The organism is Hydrogenophaga aromaticivorans, assembly GCF_013387465.1.
GTDB classification, from domain to species: domain Bacteria; phylum Pseudomonadota; class Gammaproteobacteria; order Burkholderiales; family Burkholderiaceae_C; genus Hydrogenophaga; species Hydrogenophaga aromaticivorans.
Genome location: NZ_VYGV01000023.1, coordinates 29,108 through 51,858 on the forward strand (window position 1 = coordinate 29,108; position 22,751 = coordinate 51,858).

The following is a 22,751-nucleotide window of genomic DNA, read 5'->3' on the forward strand; positions in this document are numbered from 1 at the left end:
AAAGCGCTGCATTGAAGCAGCGTTAACTATTTCTTCATAACCAGGAGACACAAGACATGAACACACCCGTTAAAACAGAACGCTGGAGCGGCAAGATTTTCACCGGCAGCTGGGTTGCCGCCCGAGGCGGCGTCGCCCCTGTGCTCGAAGCAGCCACCGGTGCGGCGCTCGGCGAAGTCGGCGTGGCGTCGCCAGAGGACGTGGATGCGGCGGCACGCTCCGCCCAGGCAGCCCAAAAGGCGTGGGCCGCCACACCGTTTGACCAGCGCGCCGCCATCGTGCGCGAAGCGGCGCGGCTGCTCAAGGAGCGCGCTGCCGAGTTCACCCAGTGGAACGTGCGCGAGTGCGGCTCCATCGTGCCCAAGGGGGAGTGGGAGGTGGGCATCACCCATGAGCAGATGCAGCAGGCCGCGGCCTTGGCCGGCTTGCCCAACGGCATGATGTTTCCGTCCAGCGTGCCGGGACGAACCAATTTGTGGCAGCGCGTCCCGCTCGGTGTGGTGGGCGTGATCGCGCCATGGAATTTCCCCCTGTTCCTGGCGATGCGCTCGGTGGCGCCAGCCTTGGCGCTGGGCAACGCCGTGTTGCTCAAGCCGGACCTGCAAAGCGCCGTGACGGGCGGCGCACTGATTGCCCGCCTGTTCGAGGATGTCGGCCTGCCGCCGGGCGTGCTGCAGGTCTTGCCGGGCGGTCCTGCCACCGGCGACGCCGTGGTGCGCCATCCCTGCGTGAACATGGTCTCCTTCACCGGCTCCACGGCGGTCGGTCGCCAGATCGGCGAATTCTGCGGGCGTGCGCTGAAGAAGGTGGCGCTTGAGCTGGGCGGGAACAACGCCATGATCGTGCTCGATGACGCTGACCTCGACGGCGCCAGCAGTTGCGCCGCCTGGGGTGGTTTTTTGCACCAGGGGCAAATTTGCATGGCGGCGGGCCGCCATCTGGTGCACCGCAGCGTCGCCGACGCCTATGCCGCCAAGTTGGTCGAGCGCGCGAAGAAGCTGTATGTGGGCGACCCCCATGCTGGCCCGGCGCACCTGGGTCCGCTGATCAATGACCGCCAGACCGAACGCGTGCACCGCATCGTGACCGAGTCGATCGCGGCCGGCGCCACCTTGCTCGCCGGCGGCACGCACGAAGGGCGTTTCTACCAGCCCACTGTGTTGTCGAACGTGGCTGTGGACATGCCCGCCTTTGCCGAAGAGATTTTCGGACCGGTGGCGCCGATCACGGTCTTTGACACCGACGAGGAAGCGGTCGCCCTGGCCAACAGCAGCGAGTACGGGCTGGCCGCAGCGATTCATTCCAAGTCAACTGCCCGCGCCTTGCGCATGGCCTCGCAACTGAAATCGGGCATGGTGCACATCAACGACCAGCCGGTCAACTGCGAACCCCAGGTGCCGTTTGGCGGCATGGGGGCGTCGGGCAGCGGTGGCCGGTTTGGCGGCCCCGCCAGCATCGACGAATTCACGCAGGCCCAGTGGGTAAGTGTGAGCGAGAAAGCGGCGCAGTATCCGTTCTGATTCGTCGTTCGGTTTTTGATCACAGCAAAGCTTGTCATGCACAGCCATCAAACGGTTTGTCGTTCGATGGCTGTGATCAAAGCATGGTTTCCATAAATATCGATAAAAGCTAGGGTTATCGATAATATGAAATTAAAAAAATAAAAATAGAATTTCTCAATGGTTCATTTGAGAAAGAAAAGGTTGATTTTTTTCCAAGCTGGCTTTTGAGTTTGGCGGCAGTTAAACAAGCTAGCCTGTTTGTTTTTTTTGCTCAAGTTCAGATGAGATCGGGGTTGATTCAAACCCGCCCGGTAACAACAAAAGGAGATAACATGAAAGTATTCAAGAATACCGTTTTGGCAACTGCGATGACTTTGTCGTTCGCGGTTTGCGCGCCCGCTAGCGCCCAAGGCAAAGACCTGAAGGTGGGCCTTTTGCTACCTTTTTCGCAGGTTTTTGCCGCGTACGGCGAGGCCATCAAGGAGGGTTTTGACCTGGCCATCGAGGAGGCTGGTGGGCAGGTTGCGGGCAGGAAGATCGTGGTTCTCAAGGAGGATAGCAAGGAAGATCCCAAGGTCTCGCTGCAAATGGTGCGCCGTTACACCAAGGACGACAACGTTGATTTCATCGTCGGGCCGATTGCTTCGCACGTGGTGGCGGCCATCCGCGACGAGGTGCACCGGTCCAAGACTTTTTTGCTGGTGGCCAATGCCGGCAATAACGAGATCACCGGCAAGAACTGCAGCCCGTACATCGTGCGCACCTCGTTCTCGAACTGGCAGGTCAATCACTCGATGGGTCAGTACGCGGCTGAAAACATCGGCAAGTCGGCGCTGACGGTCAGTGCCAACTACGATTCCGGCCGGGAGCAGGCGGGTGCGTTCCGCCAGGGCTTCATGGAAAAGGGTGGCAAGGCGCCGCAGGAGGAGTGGCCGGCCCTGGGCACGGCTGACTTCGCGCCTATCATCACCAGTATCCGCGCCAAGCAGGCCGAGGTTGACATGGTGTGGTCCTTCCTGGCCGGCAGTGCCGCGCCGCGATTCATCACACAGGTGACCCAGGCCGGCGTGCGTGGGCCCAAGCTCAAGCTCATGGGTCCGGTTTACATGGCCGATGAACTGTTTTTCCCCGCGATGGGCGACGCGGCGCTTGGCGTGCTGGTCAGTGGCCATTACATGGCCAGCCTTGACACGCCGCGCAACCGCGCCTTCCAGGCCCGTTTCCAGAAGAAATACAACAAGGTCGCGCATGTCATGCACGTGCAGGGTTACGACACGGCCAAGCTGATGCTGGCCACCGTGGAGGCGCTCAAGGGTGATCTGAGCGACAAGGCCAAGGTGCGCAAGACCTTGACCAGCATCCAGGTGGACAGCCCGCGCGGCTATTTCCGCATCGACCCCAGGACCGGCAACGTGGTGCAGAACATCTATATCGGTGAAGTCATCAAGCGCGCTGACGGTGCGCTGGGCCACAAAATCCTCAAAACTTATGAGCAGGTGACTGACAAGGGCGAGGGCTGCGCGCTGTAAGGTCGATCAGCTATTCCCCTCCGCGCTACGGCTTTACTGGCGTGCGCGGCTTGCCCCAACACTTGCCACCACCATGCAGATCATCATCGAACAGATTCTCAACGCCTTGCAAATGGGTGTATTGCTATTTCTCATCTCGTCTGGCCTGTCGCTCATTTTCGGCCTGATGCACGTTGTCAACCTCGCGCATGGGGCGCTCTACATGGTGGGGGCCTATTTCGGCATCACGATTGCACAGGGCCTTGGCAACTTCTACCTGGCCGTGCTGCTGGCCCCCTTGCTCACGGCGGTGGTGGGCGTGCTGGTCGAGCGCACCTTGCTCTCGCGCACCTACGGGCGTGGCATGTACCCGCAGGTGCTGCTGACGCTCGGGCTGGTGTTTTGTTTTGACGAACTGGTACGCATCGTTTGGGGGGCCCCGATCCAGACGCTGCCGCTGCCGCCCGGGCTGGCCGAGTCGGTGACGCTGGCTGGTGTCTCGCTGCCGATTTACCGGGTCTTCGTGGTGGCGGTCGGCGTGCTGGTCATCGTGGCGTTGCTGCTGACGTTTGGTCGCACCCGGCTGGGTGCCATGGTGCGCGCGGGTGTTGACGACCGTGAAATGGCCGAGGCCCTTGGCATCAATGTACGCCGGCTCTTCGGCGGCGTATTTGCCGTGGGTGCGGCCTTGGCCGGGCTGGCTGGCGTGCTGGCGGTGCCGATTTTCAACGCTTATCCCGGCATGGGCAGCGAGATCCTGATTTCCGCGCTGGTGGTGGTGGTGGTCGGCGGCATGGGCTCGCTGGCCGGCGCGCTGATCGCGAGCCTGCTGATCGGTGCGGCAACCGTGGTCGGTCAGGTCTTTGCCGCCGAGTTCTCCACTGCGGTGATCTATCTGATCCTGGTGGCGGTGTTGCTGATTCGGCCGCAAGGCATCATGGGGAGTGTGGCCCGATGAATAACAAGTACAAGTACTGGCCGCTCCTGGCGCTGCTGCTCATCGCCGTCGCGCTGCCGCATTTCACGCGCGGCACGCAGACCGAGTTCGCGATCGAGATCCTGGTCACCGGCATGTTCGCGTTGAGCCTGAACATCCTGATCGGTCGCCTCGGTTTGATCAGTTTTGGCCACGGCCTGTTTCTGGGTCTCGGTGCCTACCTGGCCGCCTTCATGTTGCGTCATGTGGCCGAGAACCTGTTTGTGTTGCTTGCGGTGGCGCTGCTGGTGGGCGTCATGGTGTCGCTGCTCGTGGGGGCGATGGTGCTGCGGCTGGGGGGCGTCGGCTTTGTCATGATCACGATCGCCTTCTGCCAGTTGTTCTATGTGCTGGTGTTGTCGACGCAAGCCTGGTCGGGTGGCATCAACGGCATTTCATCGATCCCGCGTCCTTCGCTGTGGGCGGGGGATGGTGTGCCTGACTGGTTGTCGCTGGACAACGGCATCACCTTTTACTACGTCGCGCTGCTGCTGCTGATCGCGCTGTTGCTGGGCCTCAAGCGCCTGGACGCTTCCCCGCTGGGCGCGGTTTTTTCCGGCATCCGCCAGAACCCCATGCGCATGCGGGCGCTCGGCTACCCGGTGCGGCGCTTTCAGTTGATCGGCTTCGTGATGGCCGGTTCGGTGGCTGCGGTGGCCGGATCCTTGCACGCGAGCCTGTTCAGTCTGGTGGACCCGGCGCTGCTGTTCTGGACCACCTCCGGCGAAGTCATCCTGATGGTGATTCTGGGCGGTATCGGCAGCCTGTACGGCCCGCTGGTCGGGGCCGCGTTGTTCCTTGCGTTGTTTCATTATCTGGGCGCGCTGACCGACCATTGGCGCCTGGTGCTGGGCATGATTTTTGTGTTGATGGTGCTCTATGCACCCAACGGGCTGGTGCCGCTATTGGCCAACGCCTGGCGCCGCTGGCGCCGCTGGCGCCGACCGGACCTGCGCCGGCCTGGCGCCGAGGCCGTCCCGACGCTGACGAAAGAGGGGGGTGAGGCATGACGGCACCGGTACTGGAGACCCGCGGTCTGACGCTGGCCTATGGCCGCTTCCTGGCCTTGCGCAACGTCGACCTGCAACTGCTGCCCGGCCAGCGCTACGGCGTGCTCGGCCCGAACGGCGCGGGCAAGACCACGCTGCTGAACCTGCTGACCGGCACCCTGACGGCTACCTCGGGATCGATCCACCTCGACGGCGCCGACATCACGGCGCTGTCGGCCGAGCGGCGCAGCCATCTCGGGATTGGCCGCAGCTTCCAGAAGACCAGTGTGTTCACCGAATTCAGTGTGCTGGAGAACGTGCGGCTGGCGGTGCAGTCGCGCGAGTTGCGGCGCAGTTTTGATTTCTGGACGCCGCGCACGCGCGACCGCCACCTCGACGAGCGTGCCATGGCTTATGTCGAGAGGGTCGGCCTGGCCGCCAAGGCGGCGGCACTGGCCACGGCGCTGTCGTATGGTGAGCTGCGTCAACTCGAGATTGCCCTGGCGCTGGCGACCGAGCCGCGGCTGTTGCTGCTGGATGAGCCCACCGCCGGCATGAGCGAAGAGGAAACCCATGCGGTGGTCGACATGCTGCGCGCCAGCCTGCCCCGGGCGCTGACCCTGGTGATCATCGAGCACGACCTCAAGGTGATCGAAGGCCTGACCGACCACGTGTTCGTGTTCGAGCAGGGCGCGTTATTCGAACAGGGCAATCCGACGCAAATTCGCGACAGCGCGCGGGTGCAGGAGATCTATTTCAAGGGGCGCCATCTTGATTGAGCTGCAGAATATTTCCGCTGCCTACGGTGTGACGCCAGTACTGCACGGCGTCAGTCTGCGCGCCGACGCGTCCACCTTTCTCGGCCTGATCGGCCGCAACGGCGCGGGCAAGACCACCACCCTGCGCAGCATGGTGGGCTTGATGCCGCTGGCCGCCGGTCGGGTGCTGTTCGATGGCCAGCCCCTGGCCGGGCGGGCTACGCACGAAATCGCGCGTCTGGGCATCGCGTATGTGCCCGAGAACCGCGGCGTGTTTCCGTCCCTGACCGTGATGGAAAGCCTCACGCTGGCGGCGCGGCCACCCGCCAACGGCGCGACTGGCTGGACGCTGGAGCGTGTGCTGGATGTCTTTCCCCGCCTTGGCGAGCGCCGGCGCAACCGCAGCGACGCCTTGTCCGGCGGCGAGCAGCAGATGCTGGCCATTGGCCGTGCGCTGCTCACCAACCCGCGCTTGCTGATTCTTGACGAACCGACTGAAGGACTAGCCCCGTTGATCGTCCGCGAAATTCAGTCGGTGCTGCGTTCGCTGCGCGGCAGCGGCATGGCGCTGATCGTGGTTGACCAGAACCTTGATACCGTGTTCAACGTGGCCGACGAGATTGCGGTGATGTCGCGCGGCACCGTGGTCGCGCAGGGGCCGAGCGCCACGTTGCGCGCCGACCAGGCCTTGTTGAACCACTACCTCGGGGTGTGATGCACCGTCTCTGTACCCACACCCACCTTGCCCCAAATTTCAGACCATCATCTCGCCCACTTGCAAAAGGAAAATCCTACATGAAAGACATTTCCAAAGTCATCAAGCTGCATGTCGACACCACGCAAAACCTGTTCAAGGTGCCGCGCGCGTCCTTTGTCAGCACCGACGTGTTCGACGCCGAGCGCGACGCCATCTTCAATCACTGCTGGTTGTACCTGGGGCACGCCTCGGAGCTCACCAAACCGGGTCAGTTCGTCACCCGCACCGTGGCCGGGCGCAACCTGATCTTCAATCGTGATGTCGATGGCCAGGTCAATGCTTTCATGAACACCTGTCCGCACCGTGGCGCCACCGTGTGCCGCGACCGCGCGGGCACGGCCAAGAATTTTCAGTGCTTCTACCACGGCTGGGTGTTCGGCAGCGACGGCACGCTCAAGAGCCAGCCCGGCAAGGAGTCCTACTGTGAGGGCTTTAACGACCACGGCGGCGCCAATCTGGTGCGGGCCCCCCGGCTGGAGGAATACCGCGGCTTTTACTTCGTCGCCTTTGACCAGGGCATCGTCGACCTGCCGACCTACCTGGGCAATGCGCGCGAATACCTTGATCTGGTGGCCGACCAGTCCGAGGCCGGCATGGCTATCGTCGGCGGCACGCAGGAATACAGCATTCGCGCCAACTGGAAGCTGCTGGTCGAAAACAGCATCGACGGCTACCACGCCGCGACCACCCATGCGAGCTACCTGGACTACCTCAAAGGCACCGCCGGTGCGCTGGCGGCAGCGCCGCTGTCGGGCGTTGGCCGCGACCTGGGCAACGGCCATGCGGTGATCGAATACACCGCCCCCTGGGGCCGCCCGATCGGGCAGTGGATTCCGGCCTGGGGCGAGCAGGGCAAGGCCGACATCGAGCGCATCGTCGCCGGTCTGACGCAACGCTTCGGCGAGGAGCGGGCCCAGCGCATCGCGCTGAAGAACCGCAACCTGCTGATTTTCCCCAACCTGATCATCAATGACATCATGGCGATCACGGTGCGCACTTTCTATCCGTTGGCGCCCAATCAGCTGCATGTCAATGCCTGGGCGCTGGCGCCGGCGGACGAAAGCGAGTGGTCGCGCAAGTCGCGGCTGGAGAATTTTCTCGAATTCCTGGGGCCGGGCGGCTTTGCCACGCCCGACGACGTTGAAGCGCTGCAGCAGTGCCAGGCCGGCTACGAGAACGTGCGCGAGGCCGGCTGGAACGACATCTCCAAGGGCATGGGCAAGGCGCAGCCGGCGATGGACGACGAAATCCAGATGCGCGCCTTCTGGACCGAGTGGAACGCCCGCATCGAACAAGCCAACAATGCACGCTGAAGAAGAGGAGCCCACCATGCAAGCACAAGCATTCACCCGCAGTGAAATCGAAGACTTTCTGTACCACGAGGCGGCCCTGCTCGACGACTGGCAGCTTCTGGAGTGGCTGGCCCTCTACACCGCCGACGCCCGCTACGAGGTGCCGGCCACCGACCTGCCCAAGGACGCATCCCCGGAAAACAACCTGTTCTTCATTGCCGACGATGCCTTTCGCCTGAGCGAGCGCGTCAAGCGGCTGATGAAGAAAACCGCCTTTTCGGAATACCCGCGCTCGAAGACCCGCCATCTGGTCAGCAACGTGCGCATCCTGGACAGCAGCGGCGACCGTTGCCGGGTCAGCAGTGCCTTCGTCACCTACCGCACCAAGTCCGGGGTGACCGATACCTACATCGGCAGCAGCGAACACACCATCGTGCGCAGTGACGCCGGCCTGCGCATCGCCAAGAAGCGCTGCACGCTCGACCTCGATTCATTGCGTCCGCAAGGGCGCGTCAGCATCATTCTCTAAGGCCATTCACCATGATCCCTTTTCGCTACCGCAAGCTGGGCTATGTGGCCCTGAATGTGACCGACCTGGAACGCTCGGTGCGTTTTTATACCGACATGGTCGGACTCGATCTGTCGGAGCCGCCCGGTGCCGGCCCGGCGTTTTTGCGCTGCGGCACCGATCACCACCATGTGGTGCTGTATCCGGCCGCCGAGCCGGGCATCAAGCGCGTAGCCTTCGAGCTGGAGAGCCGGGCCGAGATGGAGCACGCACGCAAGCACCTCGCGAGCCTGGGGCTGGTGGTCGAAGATATACCGGTTGAAGAACGCGCCGCGTTGCGCCAGGGCGACGGCCTGCGTTTTGTCGAACCGAACTCGGGCCTGACCTTCGAGCTGTACACCCGTGTGTTGCAAATGGCGCTGCCGTTTCGCCAGAGTCTGACCAAAATCGTCCGCCTAGGCCATGTGGTGCTGTCGGTCGAGCGGTTTGACGAGATGACTGACTTTCTGACCACGCAGCTCGGCTTCGCGGTGTCCGATTTCGTCGAGGGCCGCTTCGCCTTCCTGCGTTGCCAGCCCAACCCTTTGCACCACTCGTTTGCGATCGGCCGCTCGGCGGCGGGCAACCACCTCAACCATGTGAACTTCATGGTCAGCGACATGGATGACATCGGCATCGCGATGAACCGGCTGCAAAAGCATGAGGTGCCGGTCGTCTTCGGGCCGGGCCGCCACCAGCCCTCGGGCAGCATCTTCCTGTACTTCCTCGATCCCGATGGCATGTCGTTGGAGTACAGCTTCGGCATGGAGGAGTTCCCGGAAAAGGGTGCGCGCGAGCCGCGCATGCTGGAGGCGCATCCGCTGGCGCTCGATACCTGGGGCAGTGTGCCGCAACCGGCCTTCGGCAAGGTCGGCGCGATTGAGCCGGAGGTGCGGACATGAACCCCACCAATACATCGAACCCTGAGCCACAAGAGGCCCCTTGGGCCACCCAGGCCCAACCCCACCGCGGCCGGGTGGCGGTGGTGACCGGCGCGGCGCGCGGCATCGGGCTGGAGATTGCCTTGCGGCTGGCGCGCGACGGCGCCCGCCTAGCGCTGGCCGATACCGATGGCGAGCAGCTGGCGGCCGCTGCCCAGGCGGTGCGCCAAGCCGGCGCCGAGGTCATCACGCAGGTCGGCGACCTGTCGCTGGAAGCCACAGCCAACGAATTGATGGCCGCCGCGCTGGCCGCCTTTGGCCGCATCGACATCCTGGTCAACAACGCTGGCGGCGGCGTGATCCTGCCGTTCCTGGCGCACACGCCCGAAACGCTGAAACGCACCATCGACCGCAACCTGTGGACGGTGCTCTGGTGCTGCCGCGCCGCGCTGCCGGTGATGCAGGCGCAGCGCTATGGCCGCATCGTGACGCTGGGCGCCGACTCGGTGTACAGCGGCCTGTGGGACCACGCCGCCTACAACGCCGCCAAGGGCGGTGCGCATGCGCTGGCCACCGGCCTGGCGCGCGAGTTTGCGCGCGACGGCATCACGGTCAACACGGTGGCGCCCTGCGCGGTCAGCACGCCGCAACTGGTCGAGCTGGGGCAGAAGGATCCGGCGCTGGTGGACAAATTCCTCAGCATCATCCCCATGGGCCGCGCCGCTGACATGGCCGAGGTCGCCTCGATGGTTAGCTACGTCGCCTCCGAGCAGGCCTCGTTCGTCACCGGACAGGTGATCAGCGTCAACGGCGGCAGCACGATGCGCTGATGACAGGCGTGAAGCCCGCGATGACTCAGGCAGATTCGATGGATACCGACTGGCCGCGCGTTGCACTGCTGATGCTGTGTGGCGTGTTTGTGGCCACCCAGGTCGGCAAGCTGCCGCCCGCCATGCCCGGGCTGCGTGAACACTTCGGCGCGAGCCTGGTGCAACTGGGCTGGATTTCCTCGGTGTTCAATCTGGTCGCCGCGCTCGTCGCGCTGGCCACCGGTCTGGTCGCCGACCGTGTCGGGCGGCGGACCATGCTCAAGCTCGGCCTGCTGGCGCTGGGGATCGGCGCCCTGCTCGGCGCCAGCAGTGGCGGTATCGGCTGGCTGCTGGTGTCGCGGGTGATGGAAGGTCTCGGCTTTGTCGGCATCGTCGTGGCCGCGCCGGCGCTGATGCGCGAGGCGGCCGGGCTGTCGCGCCAGCGCCTGGTGCTCGGCTTGTGGAGCAGCTACATGGCGTTGGGCATGACGGCGATGCTGCTGGCCGCACCGTGGTTGATCGGCCTGATGGGCTGGCGCGGCGGGTGGTGGACCGGGGTGATGGGGTCAGCGCTGCTGTTGCTGTTGGTCTTGCGTGTTTTTCCGGGCAGCAGGCGCGCATCAGCGGCGCCGCAGGCCGCCTCCGGCCTGTTGCACGGTCTGCGCGTGGCCACGCCGTGGTTGCTGGCCGGCTGCTTCGCCATCTACACGCTGCAATGGATGGCGATGATGGTGTGGCTACCCACGTTCCTGCACGATGAATTCCAATTGGGCCTGGGGCAGGCCACCGTCATTGTCGCGGTCGTGATCGTTGCCAACGCGCCGGGCAACTGGCTGGGTGGCTACCTGTCACAGCGTGGCCTGGCGCCTGCGCGCCTGATTCTGGCCTCCGGCCTGGTGATGGGGGTGACTGGCTGGGCTGCTTTCGCCGCCGATCTCGATCCGGCGTTGCGCTTTGCGCTGTGCGTGGTGTTCTCCTTCATTGGCGGGGTGCTGCCGGCCTCCATCTATGCCTGTGTGCCCGCCGTCGCCGCGCGGCGGCAGAACTTTGCCTCCGTCAACGGTCTGGTGGTGCAAGCGTCGAATATCGGTGCGCTGCTGGGCCCGCCGCTGGCGGCGGCCCTGGTGGTGAGCAGCGGCTGGCGCGGGGTCGGACCGGTCTACCTGATGACGGCTGCGGTGTCGGCGCTGCTGATCGTGCTGGCCGCACGGGCACCTGAAATGCGGCCGACTGCAAGCGCGAGGAGGGTTCATGGCTGAACTGTTCAACGCAACGCACGCGACGCGCGGCAGGGCGCCAACGGTGGTGCGGCCCAAGGTGCGGCGCACGCAGGAGGCGCGCAGCGACGAGATGAAGCAGCGCATCCTTGCCGCGGCCTTTGAGGTGTTGAAGGAGCGTGGCATCGCCGGTTTCACCACGCCCGAAGTCGCGCGTCGCGCAGGCGTTTCGCGCGGCGCGCAGGTGCACCACTTTCCGAGCAAGCACGAACTCGTGGTCGCGGCCATGGAGCATGTGTTCCAGTTGGCGCTCGCGCACGGGCTTGAGCTGGCGAAAACCGCGAAGCAGTCGAATCGACCGCTCGAGGCCTTGATCAAGGACGCGTCGGCGTTTTATTTCAGCGACTATTTTTATGTCGGGCTGGACATGCTGCTGGCCGGCGGCAAGGACCCGGCGCTCAAGGACGCCGCCGTGCAGGTGGTGCGTAATTACCGGCGGCCGGTCGAGCAGGCGTGGTTGTCGGTGATGCGCGAACTCGGTCTGCCCGAGGCGGCTTCCGAAGACCTGTTGCTGCTCACCGTCAGCCTGGTGCGTGGCCTGGGCATTCGTGCGCTGTGGTCGCCCGAACCCGAGCGCGTGGCGCAACTGCTGTCGCTGTGGCAGGCCATGGTGGGCGCCTACATCAAATCCACCGGCCCGTTGCCGCACCAACCCGAACCCCTCCAGGAGCGCTGTTGATGAAACCCTCCGCCATCCCCGCTGGCAATGTCGATATTCATACGCACGTCGTGCCGGCGGAGTTTCCGTCCTATCTCGGTCATCGGCTGGGCGTGCGCTGGCCGTCGATGGCCGAGGCGCAGCCCTGCCACCGCCATGTGATGCTCGATGGCAAGGTCTATCGCACCGTGTCGCATCAATGCTGGGACTGTGCCGTGCGGCTGGCCGACATGGACGCCATGGGCATCGCGCGGCAGGTGCTCTCGCCCATGCCCGAGTTGCTCTCGTATGGGCTGGACGGCGACGATGGGCAAGTCTTGTCGCGCTTTCTGAATGAGGCGATTGCCGGCATGGTGCAGGCCGCGCCGACCCGCTTCACGGGTCTGGGCGCGGTGCCGCTGCAGGACGTGGATATGGCGATCCGGGAGCTGGATTTTCTGCTGCATCAGCTCGGTCTGGCTGGGGTCGAGATCGGCAGCAACATCAACGGCGTGAGCATTGGCGATGCGCGCTTTCTGCCGTTCTTCGAAGCCGCCGAACGCTGGGGCGCCGCCATCTTCGTGCATGCGCTGCGGCCGGCCGGCATGGAGCGGCTGGTCGGGCCGCCCATTCTGGAGCAGGCGCTGGCCTTCCCGGGCGAGGTCGGCCTGGCCGCGGCTTCCCTGCTCACCGGCGGTACGCTGGCGCGCTGCCCGAACCTGCGCATCGCCTTTAGCCATGGCGGCGGCACGCTGGCGCAGTTGCTGCCCCGCTTGCAGCATGCCTGGGAGTGCTTCCCCGCGCTGCAGGCGGCAATGCCGACCGCGCCGCGCGAGGCCGCCCGCACTCTGTACTATGACGATCTGGTTTACGACACGTCCACCATTGCCTACCTGCTGCAGACCTTCGGGCCGACGCAGCTCATGCTTGGCAGCGACTACCCGTTCGCGATCATGGACCCAGACCCGGTCGGCCGCCTGGCCGCTCTGGCGCTGGACGAGCCGGTGCTGGCACTGCTGCGCCACGGCAACGCGGCGCGCTGGCTGGGCCTACAGGCAACGGCGGCCTGATGCTGATCGACACAGGGATGCTGGTTAACACCTATTCTTTTTTATTCTTATTGAGTAAAAATATTAATATTTAGAGGAGGCGGACAGTGAAGGATCCAAGCGGGATGATGGCGACGGCAGCGCCGATGGACGCAGTCAGCCGGCCACTGGTGGGCGTGGTGATTGGCGACCCCTGCGGCGTGGGGCCGGAAGTGGTGGCCAAGGCCTGGGCGTCGGGGCGGCTGCATGCGGTGTGCCGTCCGGTGCTGATCGGCAGTGCCGCCGCCATGCGGCAGGCGATCCAGATCGCCGGGTTGACGGCGAGTGTGCGCGTGGTCGCCGGGCCCGAGGACATTCTGGACAGCAGCGATGTGCTCGACATCATCGACTCAGGCGCACTGGCGCCGGCCGACATCACCCCGGGCTTTGACAACGCAGCCTGTGGTCTGGCGGTTGCCACCTGGCTGGACGAAGCCGACCGCCTGGCGCGGGCCGGTCGCCTGGGGGCCACCGTCATGGGGCCGATCAGTGCCGAGGCCATGAGTATGGCCGGGGTGCTGGACCGTGTCATCAATGTCAAGCCCGGCGAGAGTTATCTGCTGCTGGCCTCGGGCCCGCTGCGGGTGGCGCACCTGACAGACCACCTGCCGCTGCGCGACGTCTCCGCCCTGATCATGGCCGAGCTGATCACGCGCGCCTTGCACCAGCTTGATGCTGTGCTGCGCCAGTGGGGCATCGCCCAGCCGCGTATCGCGGTGGCGGGCTTCAACCCCCATGCCAAGGGTCTGGAAGACGAAACGCAGATTGCGCCGGGCGTGGCGCAGGCCCGCGCCGAGGGCGTTGACGTGGTCGGTCCGGTCAGCCCCGACACCGTGTTCCGCCAGGGCATCGAGGGCCGTTACGACCTGATTCTGGCCATGTACCACGACCAGGGCCATATCGCCATCAAGACCTGGGGCTTTTCCGGCAACATCGCGCTGGTCGTCGGGCCGCCCTATGTGCATGTCACGGTGGCGCATGGAACGGCTTATGACATTGTGGGGCGCGGCGTGGCGGACCCGTCGATGCTGCGCAACGCCATTCTCACCGCCGCCTCGCTGGCCGCCGGGCGTGGCTTTGCCAGCTTGGCATGAGCACAACTATGACCATGCGCCTTGAAACAACTTTATCTGGAAATCAGGAGTCTTTTGTGAGTATTGCGAGTATTACCCAGCCCATGACCTTCATCGCGCGCACCACGGACGTGGAGCCCGGCTGCGCCCTGCAGGTCAATCTCGGGGGCCGTCCCCCCGTGGCCCTGGTGCGCCTGGACGATGAATTTTTCGTGATCGACGACACCTGCACCCACGGCGAAGCGTCCCTGTCGGACGGCGAGATCATCAATGGTGACATCGAGTGTCCGTTTCACAGTGGCTGCTTTGATATCCGCACCGGTGCCGTGACCGCCTTTCCGTGCGCCAAGGCCTTGACGGTGTATCCGGTCAAGGTGGAAGACGGCCAGGTTTTCGCGGCGCTCGATGCCGGCAGTTGTGCCGACACCCCGGTTTGAATGTTTTTATGGAGGTGGAGGCCATGCCACCACCGGTCGTCAACCTGAAGGAGAAAATCTCATGAGTACTGCCCCGAACCCTTTGCTGGAAGAGTTCATCCAGCACGAAGACGGACTGCGCGCCGTCGACCGTCGAATTTTTGCTGATCCGGAACTGTTCGAGCTTGAGCAGAGCCAGATATGGGAAAAAGTCTGGGTCTATGTCGCGCACGAGAGCCAGTTGCCCAAACCCAAGGACTACCTCACCAGCTGGATCGGCCGCGCGCCGATTGTCGTCAACCGCGACAAGAGCGGCCAGTTCAATGCCTTTGTCAATATCTGTTCGCACCGCGGCGCCACGCTGTGCCGCACCTCCAAGGGCAGCGCCAGCAACTTCGTCTGCTCGTTCCACGGCTGGGCTTTTGATGCCCAGGGTAATCTGCTGGCGGCGATGAACGAGAAGGGTGCCGGCTACCCCGAGGGCTTTGACAAGAGCAAGCGCGGCCTGACCAAGGTGCGGCTGGAAAATTACCGCGGTTTTCTGTTCGCCACGCTGAACCAGCAGGCCGAGCCGCTGCAAGACTATCTGGCCGAGAGCAAGGTATTCATCGACATCGTGGTCGATCAGTCGCCCCAGGGCATCGAGGTGCTCAAAGGCCGCTCGGTCTATACCTTCAACGGCAACTGGAAGCTGCAGGCGGAGAACGGTGTGGATGCCTACCACGTGGATTCTGTGCATGCCAACTACGTCCAGATGATCCAGAACCGCGCCAAGATCAATGCGGCGGGCAAACCGCTCAAAGTTCTGGCGGTGGGCGACTACAACCTCAACGCCACGGGCTACTACGACCTCGGCAACGGCCATACGGTGATCTGGACCCAGATGACCAATCCGCAGGACCGGCCTGTCTATGCCCAGCGCGAAGAGCTGGCCGAGCGCATGGGCCAAGTCAAGGCTGACTGGGCCGTCAACCGGGCGCGCAACTTGTTGCTCTATCCGAATGTGTTCCTGATGGACCAGATGGGCACACAGATACGCATGTTCCGCCCACTGTCGGTCGACAAGACCGAGGTCACAATTTACTGCTTTGCGCCGGTGGGTGAAACGCCGGTCGAGCGCGCCAAGCGCATTCGCCAGTACGAGGACTTCTTCAACGCCTCCGGCATGGCCACGTCCGATGACCTGACGGAATTCAATGAGTCGCAGAAGGGCTGCAGCAATTACAGCGTCATGCGCTGGAGCGACATGTCACGCGGTGCGTCGCACGAGATTGCCGGCCCCGACGAACTTGCTGCCGGCCTCGGCATTGCGCCGACCACCAGTGGCGCGAAAGCCGCCGACGAAGGTATTTTTATTGCCCAGCATCAGCGCTGGGCCGAGCTGATGAAGACACCAACCACGGGAGACAAATCATGAGTGATAGCGCATTGCTGAATTCTGTGACCGCCTTGCTGTACCGCGAGGCCGAATATGTCGATGAGCGCCGCTGGGACGAATGGCTGGCCCTGTTCGACCCCCAGGCGGAGTACTGGATTCCGTCCTGGGATTCAGAAGACGAGTACACCCGCGACCCGCAGACCGAAATCTCGCTGATGTACTACGGCGACCGCACCGGCCTGGAAGACCGCGTGTTCCGGCTGCGCACCGGCCGTTCGGCCGCCTCCACGCCGATGCCGCGCACCTGCCACATGGTGTCGAACGTGCGTGCCACCCTGGACGCCGAGGGCCGCTGCATCGTCAAGGCGAACTGGGTCACGCATCTTTTCCGCAACAGCGTCTCGCAGAGCTTTTACGGGCACTACGAATACCTGCTGCTGCCGCAGGCCAAGGGTTCGGGCAGCGACTGGTTGATCGGCAAGAAGAAGATTCTTGTGCTGAACGACTTGATCGACACGGTGCTCGATATCTACAGCGTCTGACGCGATTCATGGAGGGCCCATGGCCACAACCAAAAAGACAGAAAAAAAGCCCGTGACACAGGTCGCAACAAAGGCCGAGCCCCAGCGCAGCCGCTTGCGCTTTACCGGAAAAACGGCCGTCATTACCGGCGCAGCGCAGGGTATCGGCCGTGCCGTGGCACGGGCCATGGCGGAGGAGGGAGCCCACGTCGTGCTGGTCGATCGCTCGAAGCTCGTGCAGGAAGTGCGTGACGAGTTGCTGGCTGCGGGCCACCGGGCGACGGCCCTGCTGGTCGATGTCGAGAAGTACAAGGACTGCAAGAAGGCGATGGCCAAGGCGCACGCGCTCGACGGACGCATCGATGTGCTGGTGAATAATGTCGGCGGTACGATCTGGGTCAAACCCTTCGAGCATTACAGCGAGGAACAGATCAGCGCCGAGATCAATCGCTCGCTGTTTCCCACGCTGTGGTGCTGCCATGCGGTGCTGCCCCACATGCTGGCGCAAGGCGGCGGTAGCATCGTGAACGTTTCTTCGACCGCCACCCGCGGCATCCATCGTGTGCCGTACTCGGCGGCCAAGGGCGGGGTCAATGCACTCACGGTCTGTCTGGCGTTCGAGTATTCGCAGCAGGGCATCCGCGTCAATGCCGTCGCTCCGGGTGGCACCGATGTCGGGGCCCGGCGCATTCCCCGCAATACCGAATCCATGACGGAGCAGGAGCGCACCTGGTACCAGGCGATTGTTGATCAGACACTGGATGTGGCTTTCATAAAGCGCTATGGCACGCCCGACGAGCAGGCGGCCGCCATTTTGTTTCTGGCTTCGGACGAGGCCAGCTACATCACCGGCGTGACGCTGCCGGTGGCCGGTGGTGATCTGGGCTGACGCTGTCAGTACCGGTAGCCGCACGCCGGTGAGCGGCGAGAGGTCGCTCAGGTGTTGGCTTCAAGTCCACGGATTAAGAATTCTCATTCATTGGTAATAAAAATATATTCACATCAAAACGAGGAGACAAGAAAATGAAATCCAAATTAAATGCGCTTGGCGTCATTGCCGCGGCCTGCCTGGCCTCTACATCTCAAATGGCTCACGCCACAGACGTCTTCCGGCTGGAAGGTTTCGGACCCATCTCCCACGCCATGGGCGGGGCGGCCACGGCATTCAATGTAGGTGCCGCTGGCATGATGACCAACCCGGCAACGCTGTCGTTGATCGCCCCAGGTTCTGAATTTCATCTGGGGCTGGATCTGATCACCGCCGACATCAATGTGAAAAACCAGGCGACTGGAGAAAGTGTCTCGTCCAGCAACCGCTCCAATAACCGCGGACCCTATCTGGCTCCCGAGGCTGCTTATACCTACCGAAATGGCGCACTGGCACTTGGGGTTGGCGCCTTTGCCCAAGGTGGATTGGGCACCGAATATGGCAAGAGCAGCTTTCTTTCCCGTGCTACTGGCGGCCTGGACACCGGGCTCGAAAACTCAAGCCGTTTGCTGGTATTGAACATACCCTTCGCTGCGAGCTACCAGGTCAACGACAAACTGGCTGTCGGGGGAAGTATTGATGCGATGTGGCAGGGTTTGAACCTCGATGTGTTACTTGGCGCGGACCAGGTTGGTGCGCTGATTGGCGCCGGGCGGGTGAGCGGAAGTCTGGTGCCTGTGCTCGGTGGTTTGCCCGATTTGCGTGGTGCCCACGTCAGCCTGACCAAGAACCAGCCCCTGGCCAGCGGCGTTGACGCCTGGGGTTTTGGTGGGCGTATCGGGATGACTTACAAGGTGTCGAATGACACCTTGTTTGGCGCTGACTATGCCATGGAAAGTAAAGTGAATGACATGCAAGGACGGGCTACGCTCACTGCGATCGATGGGATTGCGGGACAGATCCCTCTGCAGGGCAATATCAAGGTGCGTAATTTCCAGATGCCCGCCAAGCTGGATATTGGCTTAAGCCACCGCTTCAACGATCAGTGGATGATGGCCGCCGATGTTTCGCAAGTATTTTGGAAGCATGCAATGAAAGATATCAATGTCGGTTTTGTCTCAGACAGTGGGGGCACCCTTGACATCCTATTGCCGCAAAATTACATGAATCAGACCATCCTTGCAGTCGGTATAGCCTACCAGACGGGTCGCTGGACACTGCGTGGCGGTGGTCGAATTGCAACTCAGTCGCTGCGCTCAGAGACACTGCTTGCTTTGATTCCTGCGACTCCTAGAAAACACATTTCGGCCGGTTTTTCTTATGCTTTCTCCAAGATGGGTAGTATTGACTTTGCCTATTCCCATGCCTTAAAAGAATCGATTGGAAACGAGAGTCTGCCGAATACTTCAGCGCCGATTCAAGTTATCCATTCACAAAACAATATGACCATCGGTTATACGCACAGGTTCTAAACAGGGGGAAAAATGGCTCAATGCCGAATTGCATGGAACTTGACCTCAACACCTGTGCGTGCTGAGGCCCGCGAAGCGCGGCGCAGCGTGTTCGAACGGATTGGCCGGCAGATGCTTTAGCTTGGACATGCGCAAATACGCAATGGCGATGAAGTTCGTGCTCGTTCTGAACCCGCGGGCGGCGCGCTTGGCGTTCTGCATGAGTCCGTTCATGGCTTCCACAAACGCATTGCTGCGCCCTTGCTTCATGCCCGCGATCACACCTTCAAAGTGCGTCCTGAGCGTGCGCGCCAGCCGCTTGAACGGCTCCAGGCGCGAGCGCATGGCCCAACCGATCCAGCTCTCAAGCCCGGTGCGCGCCACCTCCTCGCTCTGACTGTGCGCAGCCGCCTCGTACACACCGCGCAGCGCCACCTTCAGCCGCCAGGCCCGTGCGCTTTGCAGGTTCGTGCGCTGCAAGGCGTACATCGCTTGCATGTGCCGCTCGTTCCAGCCCGCGTGGTGCGTGCGCATCGCCCAGCTCAGACAACGCCGACTGGCGCGGTCCAGCTCTCCCAGCGCAAGCGCCACGGCGTTGGGGCGCGCCTTGAACTCGGCCGCGCGCACCTCGTCCATCGCCTTGCCCGCCAGCGCGGCCACATGAAAGTGGTCGTAGCAGATGGCCGCCTGCGGTAGTTGCTGCTGCACCCCCCCCCGCGTCAGAATAGTTGTCGCCCCGATAGAACCAAGAACCCGGGGGCGGCGATGAAGGACGACAGTGGCTCGATACGGACAAGCATTCAAAGACAAAGCAGTAGCCAGGTTGCTGCCACCGGAGAGCGCGCCGGTGGAGGTGATCTCGCGCGAGGTTGGTGTGGGAACGGGAACTCTGGAGCGTTGGCGCGAGGAAGCGCAGTCCAGGCCCGCCCGAGGGCGGGCCTGGACTGCGGGCGCCCGGCTTGAGGCCGTGATCACCACTGCGGCGATGAACGAGGCGAGCAAAAGCGCCTGGTGTCGCGAGCATGGTGTGTACCCGGCCGATCTGGACAAATGGCGGGTGAGTTGCACCACCGCACTGGTCGACCCGCAGGCTGCGCCAGCCAGTGCGCAGGCCACACGCGCGGACCGCAAACGCATCAAGGAACTCGAACGCGATCTGCTGCGCAAGGACCGAGCGCTGGCTGAGACAGCCGCGTTGCTGGTGCTTTCAAAAAAAGTCTCGGCGATCTTCAACAAGGGCGAGGACGAATGATCGGCCTCGAAGATCGCCAAGCCCTGGCCAGAGACATCGAGGATGCGCATGCAGCCGGAGCCCGATTCGCGCCCGCCTGTGAGATCGCCGGCATTGAGCTGCGCACGCTTCAGCGCTGGAAGGCCAGCTCGGGCCTGACAGCGGGCGATGGCAGGCCGCTCGCCGTGCGCCCGATGCCCAGCCATGCCTTGAGTGCGGCCGAGCGCGTGGCGCTGCTGACTGTTGCCAACGAACCGCGCTTTGCCTCGGTGCCGCCTGCGCGCATCGTGCCCATGCTCGCTGACGAGGGCGTGTACCTGGGCAGCGAGTCCAGCATGGCACGTGTGCTCAAAGCCGCCGGGCAGAACAAGCGCCGTGGTCGCGCCAAGGCGCCCAAGGCAACAAGGCCGCCCACCACCCACATCGCCACGGCCCCAGGACAGGTGTGGTGCTGGGACATGACTTACCTGCCCGCCAGGGTGATGGGCCGCTGGTTCCACCTGTACCTGATCCTGGATTTGTACAGCCGCAAGATCGTGGGTGCCGAGGTGCACGACAGCGACGACTCTGTGCATGCCGTGCATCTGGTGCGGCGCACCGCGCTGGCTGAGGGCATCGCGGCGATGGACAGCAAACCTGTGCTGCACGGCGACAACGGCTCCACGCTCAAGGCCACCACGGTGCTGGCCATGCTCAACTGGCTGGGCATCAAGCCCTCGTACTCGCGGCCCCGGGTGAGCGACGACAACGCGTTTGCCGAGTCGCTGTTCCGCACGGCCAAGTACCGCCCAGAGTTCCCGGCGCAGGGCTTTGAGACGCTGGACGATGCCCGCGCCTGGGCCGCCGAGTTCGTGCGTTGGTACAACGTGGAGCACCGCCACAGCGGTATCCGCTATGTGAGCCCGCAGCAGCGTCACGCCGGGCAGGATCAGGCCATCCTGGCGGCACGACACGCGCTGTATCGCCAGGCCCAGCAGCGCCATCCGGCACGCTGGTCGGGCGCCACAAGGAACTGGTCGCTCATCGACGTGGTGACCCTCAATCCCGAGCGCGACGAGGTGGTCAAGATGGCTGCCTGCGTTCAACATACTCAGCTCAAAGCTGCGTGACTCAGGCGACAACTACCTTGACGCGCGCCGACCCCCTTGAGGTAGGCCGCACTCATGTCCATGCTCACATGGCTGATGGCTTGGGCACTGCCGCCGTGCTCGGCCAGGTCCTTGGCAAAGGCGTCCAGCGTTTGATGGTCGCGCCCCTCGGTGACAAAGAGCAGGCGCTTTTGCTGCAGATCGTGCACGCTGGTGACGTAGTCGACCCTGAAGGACCCCTGCAGCCCGCATGAATGCTGGTGTTTTGGGGTGATCACCGGTATTCGAAACTCCCGGATTGGTTTCCAATAGCCATCAGTTTCTGGGAGATTTTGATGTTTGCTGATGCCGCCACCGACGACTTCTTTCGCGCCCGCCTGGACCACATGATCGACCTACGCCACTCGCTGGCGGTGCTGGCCTCGCGCATGCCGTGGCAGCAGATCGAAGCCTCTGTGGCGCATCTTTTCTCGCGCAAAGCGCACGCTGGGCAGGCCATGCCCGATCTGGACCTGTTCGGTGAGGCGCCAGCGCCCGTGGGCCGCAAGTCCAACGCCGGGCGCCCGCGCGTGCCCCTGCGCACCATGATCGCGCTGCTGTACCTCAAGCACGCGTTCAATCGTCAGCGACGAGGCCGTGGTCGAGCGCTGGAGCGATTCGCCCAACTTCCAGTTCTTCTCGGGTCAGGCCTACTTTGAACCCCGCCTGCCCTGCGACGCCACCACCCTGGTCAAGTTCCGCCGCCTGCTCGGCGAAGAAGGCGTGGAGGAGCTGCTCGCGCAGACGGTGAACCTGGCCGTCTCGCTCAAGCTGATTCCGGCGTCCGCGCTGGCCACCGTGGTGGTGGACTCCACCGTGCAGGAGAAGGCCGTGGCGCACCCCACGGACTCCAAGCTGCTGGAGACGGGGTTCGGGGAGCAATGGAACAGTAAACCGACTTAAGGCCAGCGCGCTGGGTCACGGTGGACTGATCGTGTCGTGCCGACGCGCATGTTTTCCGACTTCGACACCACGCTGCCGGAGGTAGCTGTACAACGTGCTCTTGGCGATGCTCAATCGTTTGGCGATGTCGTTCACGCCCAGGCGTCGCTCGCGGTACAAGGTTTCGGCGGCCATCGCTGTCGACTCGGCGTGCGCCGGCATGCCTTTCGGGCGGCCCCCCACGCGTCCGCGCGCCCGAGCCGCCGTCAGGCCGGCCTGCGTGCGCTCCCGGATTAACTCACGCTCGAACTCGGCCAGCGACGCGAATAAATTGAACACCAAGCGCCCCTGCGCACTGGTAGTGTCGATCGGGTCATTCAGGCTGAGCAGGCCGATGTCACGAGTCACCAGATCGCCGACCAGATCGACCAGGTGCCGCAGTGATCGACCCATGCGGTCGAGCTTCCAGATCACGAGAACATCGCCTGCCCGCAGCTGCCCCAGCAACTCGTCAAGCGCCGGCCGCGCGGTCTTCGAGCCGCTCGCCACGTCCTGGAAGATTCGCTCGCAGCCCGCGCGCTTCAGCGCGTCGACCTGGCGGTCCAGTTTCTGATCGCGCGTACTAACGCGCGCATAGCCGATCTTCATAAAAGTCTCGAATACTCAACTGTTGGATAGAATATCGAACTTTGATTTATAAAACCAGTTATTCGAACCATCGTT

Annotated in this window: 24 protein-coding genes and 1 pseudogene; 22 read left to right on the forward strand and 3 right to left on the reverse strand. The window is 63.4% G+C overall.

Annotated features, from left to right (window positions below):
- Positions 1 to 56 precede the first annotated feature (56 nt).
- The 19 genes from F3K02_RS21530 (at position 57) to F3K02_RS21620 (ending at position 18,809) form a co-directional block, all read left to right on the forward strand.
- Positions 57 to 1,520, forward strand: a complete 1,464-nt coding sequence (locus tag F3K02_RS21530; RefSeq protein ID WP_177137699.1) for a benzaldehyde dehydrogenase — start codon at positions 57 to 59, stop codon at positions 1,518 to 1,520.
- Between the two features lie 314 nt (positions 1,521 to 1,834).
- The gene (locus F3K02_RS21535; protein ID WP_177137701.1) at positions 1,835 to 3,031 is read left to right on the forward strand and encodes an ABC transporter substrate-binding protein; all 1,197 of its coding nucleotides are present in this window, start codon (positions 1,835 to 1,837) and stop codon (positions 3,029 to 3,031) included.
- A 73-nt stretch (positions 3,032 to 3,104) separates the two neighbouring features.
- Positions 3,105 to 3,968: a branched-chain amino acid ABC transporter permease gene (locus F3K02_RS21540; protein WP_177137704.1), complete on the forward strand. Its 864-nt coding sequence runs from the start codon at positions 3,105 to 3,107 to the stop codon at positions 3,966 to 3,968.
- Positions 3,965 to 4,996 carry a branched-chain amino acid ABC transporter permease gene (locus tag F3K02_RS21545; RefSeq protein WP_177137706.1) on the forward strand — a complete coding sequence of 344 codons (1,032 nt, stop codon included), beginning with the start codon at positions 3,965 to 3,967 and terminating at the stop codon, positions 4,994 to 4,996. Before F3K02_RS21540 ends, F3K02_RS21545 begins: the two co-directional genes overlap by 4 nt.
- A complete protein-coding gene (locus F3K02_RS21550; protein ID WP_177137708.1) occupies positions 4,993 to 5,754 on the forward strand; it encodes an ABC transporter ATP-binding protein in 762 nt (253 codons plus the stop codon). Before F3K02_RS21545 ends, F3K02_RS21550 begins: the two co-directional genes overlap by 4 nt.
- Complete coding sequence (locus tag F3K02_RS21555) at positions 5,744 to 6,448, forward strand: ABC transporter ATP-binding protein (RefSeq protein WP_343067130.1); 705 nt, start codon at positions 5,744 to 5,746, stop codon at positions 6,446 to 6,448. Before F3K02_RS21550 ends, F3K02_RS21555 begins: the two co-directional genes overlap by 11 nt.
- An 80-nt stretch (positions 6,449 to 6,528) precedes the next feature.
- On the forward strand, positions 6,529 to 7,803 hold the full coding sequence (locus F3K02_RS21560) for an aromatic ring-hydroxylating oxygenase subunit alpha (protein WP_177137719.1): 1,275 nt from the start codon (positions 6,529 to 6,531) through the stop codon (positions 7,801 to 7,803).
- Between the two features lie 16 nt (positions 7,804 to 7,819).
- A complete protein-coding gene (locus F3K02_RS21565; protein WP_246309692.1) occupies positions 7,820 to 8,311 on the forward strand; it encodes an aromatic-ring-hydroxylating dioxygenase subunit beta in 492 nt (163 codons plus the stop codon).
- Between the two features lie 11 nt (positions 8,312 to 8,322).
- The gene (locus tag F3K02_RS21570) at positions 8,323 to 9,231 is read left to right on the forward strand and encodes a VOC family protein (protein WP_177137751.1); all 909 of its coding nucleotides are present in this window, start codon (positions 8,323 to 8,325) and stop codon (positions 9,229 to 9,231) included.
- On the forward strand, positions 9,228 to 10,040 hold the full coding sequence (locus F3K02_RS21575) for an SDR family oxidoreductase (protein WP_177137753.1): 813 nt from the start codon (positions 9,228 to 9,230) through the stop codon (positions 10,038 to 10,040). The genes F3K02_RS21570 and F3K02_RS21575 overlap by 4 nt, the downstream gene beginning before the upstream one ends.
- A complete protein-coding gene (locus F3K02_RS21580) occupies positions 10,040 to 11,278 on the forward strand; it encodes an MFS transporter (RefSeq protein WP_177137755.1) in 1,239 nt (412 codons plus the stop codon). Before F3K02_RS21575 ends, F3K02_RS21580 begins: the two co-directional genes overlap by 1 nt.
- Positions 11,271 to 11,975 (forward strand): TetR/AcrR family transcriptional regulator, encoded by a 705-nt coding sequence (locus F3K02_RS21585; protein WP_177137757.1) that lies wholly within the window; start codon positions 11,271 to 11,273, stop codon positions 11,973 to 11,975. The genes F3K02_RS21580 and F3K02_RS21585 overlap by 8 nt, the downstream gene beginning before the upstream one ends.
- Positions 11,975 to 13,003, forward strand: a complete 1,029-nt coding sequence (locus F3K02_RS21590) for an amidohydrolase family protein (RefSeq protein WP_177137759.1) — start codon at positions 11,975 to 11,977, stop codon at positions 13,001 to 13,003. The genes F3K02_RS21585 and F3K02_RS21590 overlap by 1 nt, the downstream gene beginning before the upstream one ends.
- 104 nt (positions 13,004 to 13,107) lie before the next feature.
- A complete protein-coding gene (locus F3K02_RS21595) occupies positions 13,108 to 14,115 on the forward strand; it encodes a PdxA family dehydrogenase (protein ID WP_218179542.1) in 1,008 nt (335 codons plus the stop codon).
- Positions 14,116 to 14,123: 8 nt separating this feature from the next.
- Positions 14,124 to 14,531: a non-heme iron oxygenase ferredoxin subunit gene (locus F3K02_RS21600; RefSeq protein WP_246309694.1), complete on the forward strand. Its 408-nt coding sequence runs from the start codon at positions 14,124 to 14,126 to the stop codon at positions 14,529 to 14,531.
- Positions 14,532 to 14,592: 61 nt separating this feature from the next.
- Positions 14,593 to 15,927: an aromatic ring-hydroxylating oxygenase subunit alpha gene (locus tag F3K02_RS21605; RefSeq protein WP_177137767.1), complete on the forward strand. Its 1,335-nt coding sequence runs from the start codon at positions 14,593 to 14,595 to the stop codon at positions 15,925 to 15,927.
- Positions 15,924 to 16,430, forward strand: a complete 507-nt coding sequence (locus F3K02_RS21610) for an aromatic-ring-hydroxylating dioxygenase subunit beta (protein ID WP_177137768.1) — start codon at positions 15,924 to 15,926, stop codon at positions 16,428 to 16,430. The genes F3K02_RS21605 and F3K02_RS21610 overlap by 4 nt, the downstream gene beginning before the upstream one ends.
- A 19-nt stretch (positions 16,431 to 16,449) precedes the next feature.
- A complete protein-coding gene (locus F3K02_RS21615; protein WP_177137770.1) occupies positions 16,450 to 17,298 on the forward strand; it encodes a 1,6-dihydroxycyclohexa-2,4-diene-1-carboxylate dehydrogenase in 849 nt (282 codons plus the stop codon).
- Between the two features lie 134 nt (positions 17,299 to 17,432).
- On the forward strand, positions 17,433 to 18,809 hold the full coding sequence (locus F3K02_RS21620) for an OmpP1/FadL family transporter (protein ID WP_177137772.1): 1,377 nt from the start codon (positions 17,433 to 17,435) through the stop codon (positions 18,807 to 18,809).
- A gap of 45 nt (positions 18,810 to 18,854) precedes the next feature.
- On the opposite strand, the gene F3K02_RS21625 is transcribed toward F3K02_RS21620, so the two are convergent.
- Entirely contained in the window at positions 18,855 to 19,496 is a 642-nt protein-coding gene (locus F3K02_RS21625) for a transposase (protein ID WP_177137774.1), read from the reverse strand.
- Between the two features lie 70 nt (positions 19,497 to 19,566).
- Between F3K02_RS21625 and F3K02_RS21630 the strand changes: the two are divergent.
- A pseudogene (locus F3K02_RS21630) lies at positions 19,567 to 21,128 on the forward strand (IS3 family transposase).
- On the opposite strand, the gene F3K02_RS21635 reads toward F3K02_RS21630, so the two are convergent.
- Positions 21,110 to 21,385 (reverse strand): transposase, encoded by a 276-nt coding sequence (locus tag F3K02_RS21635; protein WP_177137776.1) that lies wholly within the window; start codon positions 21,383 to 21,385, stop codon positions 21,110 to 21,112. The pseudogene F3K02_RS21630 and the gene F3K02_RS21635 sit on opposite strands and share 19 nt — an antisense overlap.
- A gap of 57 nt (positions 21,386 to 21,442) precedes the next feature.
- Between F3K02_RS21635 and F3K02_RS27680 the strand changes: the two genes are divergently transcribed.
- The gene (locus tag F3K02_RS27680; protein ID WP_246309698.1) at positions 21,443 to 21,805 is read left to right on the forward strand and encodes a hypothetical protein; all 363 of its coding nucleotides are present in this window, start codon (positions 21,443 to 21,445) and stop codon (positions 21,803 to 21,805) included.
- Positions 21,744 to 22,049, forward strand: a complete 306-nt coding sequence (locus tag F3K02_RS27685; RefSeq protein ID WP_343067127.1) for a transposase — start codon at positions 21,744 to 21,746, stop codon at positions 22,047 to 22,049. The genes F3K02_RS27680 and F3K02_RS27685 overlap by 62 nt, the downstream gene beginning before the upstream one ends.
- A 15-nt stretch (positions 22,050 to 22,064) precedes the next feature.
- Here F3K02_RS27685 and F3K02_RS21645 read toward each other — a convergent pair whose 3' ends face one another.
- Positions 22,065 to 22,676 (reverse strand): recombinase family protein, encoded by a 612-nt coding sequence (locus tag F3K02_RS21645; RefSeq protein WP_177137778.1) that lies wholly within the window; start codon positions 22,674 to 22,676, stop codon positions 22,065 to 22,067.
- Positions 22,677 to 22,751 lie beyond the last annotated feature (75 nt).

Bases quoted from the DNA above. Each gene is read 5' to 3' on its own strand.
- F3K02_RS21595 (WP_218179542.1), top strand. From the start codon at position 13,108: ATGATGGCGACGGCAGCGCCGATGGACGCAGTCAGCCGGCCACTGGTG.
- F3K02_RS21550 (WP_177137708.1), top strand. From the start codon at position 4,993: ATGACGGCACCGGTACTGGAGACCCGCGGTCTGACGCTGGCCTATGGC.
- F3K02_RS21540 (WP_177137704.1), top strand. From the start codon at position 3,105: ATGCAGATCATCATCGAACAGATTCTCAACGCCTTGCAAATGGGTGTA.
- F3K02_RS21565 (WP_246309692.1), top strand. From the start codon at position 7,820: ATGCAAGCACAAGCATTCACCCGCAGTGAAATCGAAGACTTTCTGTAC.
- F3K02_RS21610 (WP_177137768.1), top strand. From the start codon at position 15,924: ATGAGTGATAGCGCATTGCTGAATTCTGTGACCGCCTTGCTGTACCGC.
- F3K02_RS21560 (WP_177137719.1), top strand. From the start codon at position 6,529: ATGAAAGACATTTCCAAAGTCATCAAGCTGCATGTCGACACCACGCAA.
- F3K02_RS21605 (WP_177137767.1), top strand. From the start codon at position 14,593: ATGAGTACTGCCCCGAACCCTTTGCTGGAAGAGTTCATCCAGCACGAA.
- F3K02_RS21530 (WP_177137699.1), top strand. From the start codon at position 57: ATGAACACACCCGTTAAAACAGAACGCTGGAGCGGCAAGATTTTCACC.
- F3K02_RS21645 (WP_177137778.1), bottom strand. From the start codon at position 22,676: ATGAAGATCGGCTATGCGCGCGTTAGTACGCGCGATCAGAAACTGGAC.
- F3K02_RS21590 (WP_177137759.1), top strand. From the start codon at position 11,975: ATGAAACCCTCCGCCATCCCCGCTGGCAATGTCGATATTCATACGCAC.
- F3K02_RS27680 (WP_246309698.1), top strand. From the start codon at position 21,443: ATGTTTGCTGATGCCGCCACCGACGACTTCTTTCGCGCCCGCCTGGAC.
- F3K02_RS21575 (WP_177137753.1), top strand. From the start codon at position 9,228: ATGAACCCCACCAATACATCGAACCCTGAGCCACAAGAGGCCCCTTGG.
- F3K02_RS21535 (WP_177137701.1), top strand. From the start codon at position 1,835: ATGAAAGTATTCAAGAATACCGTTTTGGCAACTGCGATGACTTTGTCG.
- F3K02_RS21615 (WP_177137770.1), top strand. From the start codon at position 16,450: ATGGCCACAACCAAAAAGACAGAAAAAAAGCCCGTGACACAGGTCGCA.
- F3K02_RS21545 (WP_177137706.1), top strand. From the start codon at position 3,965: ATGAATAACAAGTACAAGTACTGGCCGCTCCTGGCGCTGCTGCTCATC.
- F3K02_RS21600 (WP_246309694.1), top strand. From the start codon at position 14,124: ATGACCATGCGCCTTGAAACAACTTTATCTGGAAATCAGGAGTCTTTT.
- F3K02_RS21620 (WP_177137772.1), top strand. From the start codon at position 17,433: ATGAAATCCAAATTAAATGCGCTTGGCGTCATTGCCGCGGCCTGCCTG.
- F3K02_RS21585 (WP_177137757.1), top strand. From the start codon at position 11,271: ATGGCTGAACTGTTCAACGCAACGCACGCGACGCGCGGCAGGGCGCCA.
- F3K02_RS21580 (WP_177137755.1), top strand. From the start codon at position 10,040: ATGACAGGCGTGAAGCCCGCGATGACTCAGGCAGATTCGATGGATACC.
- F3K02_RS21570 (WP_177137751.1), top strand. From the start codon at position 8,323: ATGATCCCTTTTCGCTACCGCAAGCTGGGCTATGTGGCCCTGAATGTG.